At 52.2% G+C, this 6,825-nt stretch carries 6 protein-coding genes and 1 pseudogene; 5 read left to right on the top strand and 2 right to left on the bottom strand.

Annotated elements, in window-relative coordinates; translation table 11 throughout:
- Window positions 1–365 precede the first annotated feature (365 nt).
- From NDI56_RS20850 to NDI56_RS20865, 4 genes are all read left to right on the top strand, one after another.
- Window positions 366–1,586 carry a tyrosine-type recombinase/integrase gene (locus tag NDI56_RS20850; RefSeq protein ID WP_310921686.1) on the top strand — a complete coding sequence of 407 codons (1,221 nt, stop codon included), beginning with the start codon at window positions 366–368 and terminating at the stop codon, window positions 1,584–1,586.
- A gap of 367 nt (window positions 1,587–1,953) precedes the next feature.
- Window positions 1,954–2,763 carry a ParA family protein gene (locus NDI56_RS20855; protein WP_310921687.1) on the top strand — a complete coding sequence of 270 codons (810 nt, stop codon included), beginning with the start codon at window positions 1,954–1,956 and terminating at the stop codon, window positions 2,761–2,763.
- Window positions 2,760–3,194 (top strand): DUF8160 family protein, encoded by a 435-nt coding sequence (locus NDI56_RS20860; RefSeq protein WP_220589739.1) that lies wholly within the window; start codon window positions 2,760–2,762, stop codon window positions 3,192–3,194. The genes NDI56_RS20855 and NDI56_RS20860 overlap by 4 nt, the downstream gene beginning before the upstream one ends.
- Before the next feature lie 613 nt (window positions 3,195–3,807).
- Window positions 3,808–3,999, top strand: coding sequence for a hypothetical protein (locus NDI56_RS20865; protein WP_310921688.1), 192 nt, complete (start codon window positions 3,808–3,810; stop codon window positions 3,997–3,999).
- Window positions 4,000–4,184: 185 nt separating this feature from the next.
- Here the strand turns inward: NDI56_RS20865 and NDI56_RS20870 are convergent, their stop codons facing one another.
- Window positions 4,185–5,999, bottom strand: coding sequence for a transposase (locus NDI56_RS20870; protein ID WP_220589812.1), 1,815 nt, complete (start codon window positions 5,997–5,999; stop codon window positions 4,185–4,187).
- Between the two features lie 451 nt (window positions 6,000–6,450).
- On the opposite strand from NDI56_RS20870, the gene NDI56_RS20875 reads away from it, so the two are divergent.
- Complete coding sequence (locus tag NDI56_RS20875; RefSeq protein ID WP_220589738.1) at window positions 6,451–6,633, top strand: hypothetical protein; 183 nt, start codon at window positions 6,451–6,453, stop codon at window positions 6,631–6,633.
- A gap of 100 nt (window positions 6,634–6,733) precedes the next feature.
- On the opposite strand, the pseudogene NDI56_RS20880 reads toward NDI56_RS20875, so the two are convergent.
- A pseudogene (locus NDI56_RS20880) lies at window positions 6,734–6,825 on the bottom strand (IS5/IS1182 family transposase); the annotation flags it as partial.

Raw genomic sequence — 6,825 nt, forward strand, 5'->3', positions numbered from 1 at the left:
CAGGACTGGTCGGTGAGAAGAACCACGAAGTGATGTTAATTCGATCTGAAACTGGGCTATCCTCCGAAACTGTGAAGTCGGGCTCGCGGAAAAATAGTATAGCGGTATATGATATATTGACTGCGAATTAGCGCAGAAACAGCCTTTGTGGGTACTCAAACACTCGAATTCGAGCAAATCTCTGTTGAGCAGAAGTGCTTACGTTTACTCCAATAAACGTAAGCACTTTTTTCAATATGGCCGCCCTCCCCCAACGCGAACACCATGTCTCGGCCCAGAACCCCGGCTAAACTCCATCATATCGCCCGAACACCTCTGTCGGGTCCAGTACCTTGGGACACCGCTCTTCCTGGAGTGACGTACTGATGCCATCCGAGCCAAAGACAGGCTCCGACGGCACTGAGACGGATGCCGTCGCAATCTCCTCGGTGGTCGAGGACTATCTGCTCGACAAGGGAAAAGGGCGGGACGGTGAGAGTGGGAACTATCGACGACACGCGGAGCGTGAGATCGACCGATTCCTCGAATTCCTCTCTGACCGACCTGGTTCTCCTGCGACCTTCGAGGAGCTGTCTGTCGCTGACCTTCGAGAGTACGCTCGATATCTCTCCCGCCAAGGCTGGGCTGAAGGCACTATCAAGAACTACTACGCGCACGTATCGGGCTTCCTCGGATGGGCATCTCGGGAAGGGCATCTCTCAGAGAACCCAGCCCAGCGCACTCGGGCCAAGGAACCGCTGCCAGAAGACACGGGACGAAAATCGGGTGAGCAACAGGCGTGGTCCCGTGAGCACCGGGAGCAGTTGCTTTCATATGTCGACGAGCAGGCCTACAACGCGATTGACGCTATCAGTGATGACCCGAAAGCCGCGATCAAAGACTGCCGAAACCGAGCATTGGTCAATTTGCTCTGCTTTTCCGGTGTTCGCGGTGCTGAGATTCTTGCTGACATCGACGATGGCCGCCGTGGTCGAGATGGCCTACGATGGTCCGACCTTTCGCTTGGGGATAACAGTCTCCAGGTGCTCGCGAAGAAGCAGCGCTGGGATGACCGAGCACTGCCAGCACCCGCTGTACCTTCCCTGGAACGGTTGAAGCAGGTTCTGGACCCACCATCTGATGATTGGCCTGTCTTCCCTTCGCTCTCGTATTCAACGCTCGTTCAGGACTTCTCTAACAGTCTACTGGAGAGAGGGTACGATAACGAAGAAATAGAAAAAATACGCCTTGAAAAAGTCTCTGAAGGGGAACTCTCGATGATAGAACTCTGTGCTGAGTACGGGGTAGCACCCTCCGCGATGACAACGCATGGCGGTCGCGACGTCATGAAGCGTCTCACTGATCGGGCGGGAATTGAATTAGACGATGACACCCACGGATATCTCGCTCCTCATGGGGCTCGTCGAGCGGCTGGTGAAGTAATGGTCCGAAAATACGGACATGGTGAAGCTGCCCGACTGCTGGATAACTCTGAGCAGGTTGTTCGAGAGCACTACTCACATATCGAGGCCGGAGAGCTCGCTGATCTCGCTGCTGAAGCCTTCGACGAAGCCCCACAATCTGATAATCAAGATTCTACTGAGTAGATTCCGTCTTTTTTGTGCCTCAATGGATTATACGGATAATCCGCAGCAATCGGGATTACTGATGTTAGCTGGATTAAACAGATTATCCAGGTAATCCAAATTATCCCCGACATGTGGACTGACGGATTATCTTGATTATCTGGATTATATAGATTATCCGTATTTCACTCTGTTCCAGAGTCCCCTCACATACGTATTATCCGTATAATCCAGTATGGTCAAAGTTCCCTTAGAACGCTAAACACTCCGTATATACTGTGTCTGACGTAATTTTATAAGATTGGCTGTCACAGAGAGATAATGTAGATAACACGGATGGGTCGGATAAGACGGGTAATCCGGATAATACGACTAATACAAACAATCCATGACGTTTAGAGTTACAATATCAATGCAGAAGGGCGGCGTTGGAAAGTCGACGACCAGTATCAATACCGCAGGGGCGCTGAATGCCAGAGGCCACGATGTTCTGGTCGTCGACGCCGACCCACAAGGGGGTGCAACACTCAAAATGGGGCTTCGAGAGGAGTACCGGTCTGGTGAGTTTGCGTTGTTTGACGTTCTCAGCGATATGGGCGACCTCACGTATGATGATTTAGACCAGTTAATTATCGACTCTGCAGAGTTCGATATCGTCCCAAGCCACCTGAAGAACTTCAACCTCGAAAAATACCTGTACTCCGAAGCTGGCGGCCACGAATCTTTGCGAAAGGCCGTAGATCGGCTGGACACAGATTACGACTTCATCGTCATTGACAGTCCGCCAAACCTTGGCCCACTTTCTGACGGGGCACTAATAGCAGCTGAAAACGTCCTGTTCCCGAGTCATCCCAACACGATTGCGCGAGACAGTCTGGAGATACTGTTCGAGGAGATAGATACAATCGAGGCGAAATTCGACCAGTACAGTATCACGACGCTTGGAGCCGTACTCAATGAAGTTCCGTCTCAAGGTAATGTCGCTCGTGAGGTCGAGGAGTGGTTTTTCGAGACTTTCGGTGAAGACCATGTCTTCGATGTTCCCGAACGCGATGTCGTAGAACACGCGATAGAATATCGGACATCGATATTCGAGTACGACCCTGAAGATGCCGGATATCCATGGGATGACGGTCCCCAGCAGGATGTGATCGCAGCGTACGACCGTATCGCGGATCACCTGGAGCAATACCAATGAGCGACGATAACCCACTGATGGACCGGTTTGAGGAGCATAAACCTCAGAGCAGTGACGAGGATGAAGACTCCTCAACGGGCGACGAGACAGCGTCTTCGGATAATACGGATAACTTGGACAATACAGAAGCGGTACAAGCAGAGGAGACAACCGAGACCTCGTCGAAAAACAGCGAATCGGACAGTGAGACCTCCGGTGATTCTAACTCATCGGATACTGATACCAGACGGTCGAGGCCGCATACTGCGATTTACATTTCAGAGGATCTCGTGGAGAAAGTCGACGAGCGATACCGGAAGATCAATGGCCAGCTGATGATCGACGGCAAGGAAGAAATCGAGAAGCACAAACACTTCTTTGAAGGTCTGATCAAGGCTGGTCTAGATCATGATGATCTTGAGGAGATTGTTTTGAATCAGCGCAACAAATAGATTTGAAGATAACCCACTTACTGCCCACATCGCTTCTGGTGAATATCAGTTCCGAGAGGTTGACAGGTACTGATATATACCTCAGCCATCGATATACCACAGCGACAAGCATACTCATCAAGTCTGACCCGCAGAAAATGAGCAAATCATTTTCAGCCTTTAGGAGGGTGCTTCGACGATAGCTGCACCATTGGAGGGTGTTTGACTATCGGTGCGGGTAGACGTGAGTGTGAAGTCGCCTTCTCATCAGAGTTGAGCTACAGCCAGTCTGGCGAGGACTCCCGATAGTGCGTATGTGTGGATATTATGAGGTTCTGGACCTGAACGGTCTATTCTGTATTTCTCATCGTATCACGTACTAGCTTGCGAAGAGAGACTTTCGTCACCGATTGTAATGCCCTATCTAGCAATGAATCCCGACGGAGATCGTGTCCTTCCGCTCGACGTCGGGGTAAATGACCACGTCCTGTGCCCACTGTGTGAGTGCAATCTGCGCGTTCGAAGCTCCCATTATAATCGTGGTAACTTTGTTGCAGAGCATTTCTTTCATCCTGCGGGGTCGATGTGTCCGGGAGAATCTACTGTTCAAGCAAAAATGAAAACCGTTGCGGCAATGAAGCTCAGGGAGATCTTTCCGTCGGCATCTGTTGCCCACGAAGAACCGATCCCAAAGATAGAGCATACTGCTGATGTCCTTGCTACCTTCGAAAGGCCCGTGTTTCCGTACGGGAACGGCATTGCCGTCGAGTTTCGGCCAACGAATGACGATAAACAAGTAGACGCTATATCGAGTGAGCTTCTCTGATCCTCCGAATATGGCTCTATGATGTATAGGTTTCGCACATAGAAGTGCTGTAATTATATTCACCGAGTCTCCAAGAGTGTGCTTCTGAGAAACCTATTGAATTTCGGTCACAAAATATCGATGATAGCCGCGTTCAGGACAGCGCCGCCGCTCACGAATCAATAAGCCCGTAAGGAACAGCGAGATTAGTCGGGTGGGTCAAGCCCGTAGCTTTTCTTCGCCAGTGTTAGGAACGAGTTCGCCGTGATCGCAGGTTCGTCAGAAACCTCACCGTCCATCTCCATCTGGACTAGGATGTCCACGAGCCGCCAACAGTTGTACAGTACGCAGGCGAACGCGAAGTTGAAGTACCGATAACGGTGATCTGGTGACTTCGTCTCCGCAAGGAACGTCTTCAGTTTCTTGAAGCCGTTCTCGATTCCCCACCGACGCTTGTATTTCGACATCAGGCGGCCGACTTGATGTTTCATCTCCGCTTCGTCCTGTGGGTCACTCTCCACGAACTCCAGATTCGTCTCAAACGGAACTGTCGGTGCGTCAACCCGGTCCGGTTCCTCGATATCTTCCTCTTCCCGTATATCATCAAGTAGATTTCCTAATGGAGAGTCACTGTCGCTACCTTCCGAGAAGGGTTTGGTGTCGCCAACATCACTGAAGTCCTCAAGCAATTCCTGGCGAATCGTTATGTCCGGACCATCGTCGTTCTCTTCTTCCCGTTCCCACTCACGCTTGGGGAGATAGACGGCCTTCCGCGTTGGGCCATCGTCGAGTCGCTCCTGCACAACGACGTTGAAGTCCTCGTCAGCGGCCGCCATGCGTGCAATATTACTCTCATGGTCACTGCTGGAGCGGACCATACCAGGGTTCAGATACGAGACCGCGTGTTTCTCACAAGCGTCCTTCACGCCGTCGTGGGCGAACTCACGGTCCATCATCACGAGATCCAGACCAGGCACGATGTCGGTCGCACCGTCAAGCAGATCGTCAACAAGGTCTGCTCGACTGCGGCCACGCTGGACTGGTACGGCGTCGAGAATCAACGGAACGTCGTGGCCGACAATTTTGATGACTGCCCACTGGAAGTACGGCCCGTCGTCGCCTTTGTAGCCGAGTATCCATGGGTCGGTATTGCTTCCGCTACGGTCGCGCTCGACCTCACCGCCCCACGGCTGGCCCTTCGTGATGTCTATGGCTGCCGTCACCTCGCGGCCCATCTTGTCCTTGGACTTTGCGCGGGCGACGAGCGTGCGAGCAGTTTCTCGGAGCATCCGCCGGACGCGAGCCACACCGAGTGTCTTCGTTTGGAGACGATGGGAGTCACCGGATGGTGTTCGCTGCCGGGTAGTATCCTCCGTGAACGACTGTGCGCCGTCGTTGGCGTGCATGTCTGTCCGCATCCCGATGTAGGCGTGTTGCTCCCAAAATGCACTTTCTGGAACGGAGGCGTTACTGGCGCGGTCGAGATTGAAGCAATCGGTGACGATAGGCTTCGCACCCTTCCAGACCTGTCGTGCCTTCTCGCGGGCGAGCGTGTCCTTACTTTTCGATGTTGTGACCGCCTCGGTCGGCTGGTTGGGTAGGAACTCCGGTTCGGGAGCGGAGATATCGTGGTACCGAGCGATGTCTACAACGACCTCGGCAGCGTCACGGACGGCATCCTGCACGTCGGTGAGGCGGTCGTCCCACGCTCGCCAGAGCGTTGACTGGTCGGGAATATCTTCGAAGCCGAGCTGTGTGCAGAGGAATGGCTTCTGTTTCAGGTAGCGGTAGAGTGCTGTCGAGTTTTTCCATCCCTTCACGCACCGGAGAACGTGCGCTTTGAAGACGGCGCTCCAAGGTTTGGGTTCACCTTGAGCGTGATCATATGAATCATAGAAGCAGAGATAACTCGCAGGAACGTTGGCAACAAGGTCTTCAAGTGATGTAGAGCGGTCGTAGCGATACTGTTGCTCATACGGATACGATTTCAAAATTCCATCTACCATCTCCCGGAACGTCAGATCCAACGAGTGGGCCGTGATGGCACCGTCAGTGCTGGTGGCGTAGAGGCCTTCAACCTCGTAGTCTTTGGGCGTTGATACGTAGCCAGCACTATCGAGACGTATCGGCGGGCCAATTCGTTCCCATCGTGAATTTGTTGGTGCCCGTGCAGCGGTTCCCGTCACGTAGGTTGTGTTTGGAGTGGATTCCTTATAAGTCCACGACAACTATGGTGAAAGTAAAGCAACGGGAGTATACACTTGTCGAGAGTGTCATAGAACCGTTCTCACAGCGTGTCTGCTCTCTCTACTATGTGTTCAAACCGGGCGCATAGTCAGATTCCAGATCGCCGGTCAGAATGGATGACCAGTGGTCAGTACAGATTAAAGAGCGACCGAACGAACACAGAATAGCCATCACGGGCCAGACTTGATGCCAAAATTGAAATACAGGTGAAAATCACTCTGCTCTATGAGTGATAATGGCGATGTCCGGTCTGACATTCTTGCCACTCTTAGAGGAATCGCATTTGTACTCTTTGCTCTCCAATTGAGTATAATTGGTGTCTTCGCAGGCGATGGTTCCTTCTGGTTACTCCTTGCCGGATTTTTCATTGGTGTGATTGGGGTTATTGCGACTCTGCCGGGATACTGACCCGTAACACCAATCTCTATTTCACAATACCCAATGGTCGGTTTGCACATTCATATATCAACTCTTTCGGCTCTGTAGTTTCGGTACACTGCGCTGGATTTCACGGATATCGGACGCTCCGGCGAAGGTTGTAGACGGTGGCTTTGAGGATGATTTCACGGAATTCGAGCCACCAGCTTCGCGCACGCACGG

Source organism: Halomicroarcula saliterrae, from assembly GCF_031624395.1.
Classification (GTDB): domain Archaea; phylum Halobacteriota; class Halobacteria; order Halobacteriales; family Haloarculaceae; genus Haloarcula; species Haloarcula saliterrae.